General features: G+C 66.4%; 1 protein-coding gene. It reads right to left on the bottom strand.

Annotated features, from left to right (window positions below; genetic code table 11):
- A partial coding sequence (locus ABD211_RS32845) for a hypothetical protein (RefSeq protein ID WP_344140407.1) occupies positions 1–493 on the bottom strand: 493 nt, incomplete at its 3' end.
- Positions 494–535: the final 42 nt, after the last annotated feature.

Genomic DNA, 535 nt, shown 5'->3' with positions numbered 1-535 from the left:
GGTAGTTGTAGTCGGTGGTGGTGTTCGCCGTGGTGGTATGTACGGTCTGGGTCTTCCGGTTGCCGGCCGCGTCGAAGGTCCACGAGTGCCAGTAGGGTGCCGGACCGCCGAGGCCGGTGGCCGATCTGGTGGCAGGGTTGCAGTCGCCGTTGCCCGGAGTCCAGGCCTCATTCAGGCGGCGGGCGTAGTCGTGGCCGAAGCATTGCGTGTCGACCGCGCCGGTCGATGACGTCGTGGTCACCTTGATGGTGTTGCCGGCGTCGTCGTACTCGTAGTGCTTGGCGTCGACGCCCTGCGGGCCGGTCTGCCGCAGCGCGACAGCGTCCTTGAGCCGCCGGGTGGCGTCCTCGTAGGCGAACGAGCGCTGCAGCCACGGGCTCGACGTGGTGTTGAACTGCACGAACGACAGCTCACCGAACTCGGTGTAGGCGGCGTCCGAGACATACTGCACCAGGCCGTTGTTGGTCTTCAGCTGCTCGGGAAGCCCGGTCACGGTGTCATAACTGTAGGTGACGGTCTCCTGGCTCAGCCCGCC

The sequence above is a fragment of the Luedemannella flava genome, from assembly GCF_039528515.1.
Taxonomy (GTDB): Bacteria; Actinomycetota; Actinomycetes; order Mycobacteriales; family Micromonosporaceae; genus Luedemannella; species Luedemannella flava.
The sequence above is the reverse complement of the archived record's forward strand: the minus strand, read 5'-3'. Positions and strand labels throughout refer to the sequence as shown.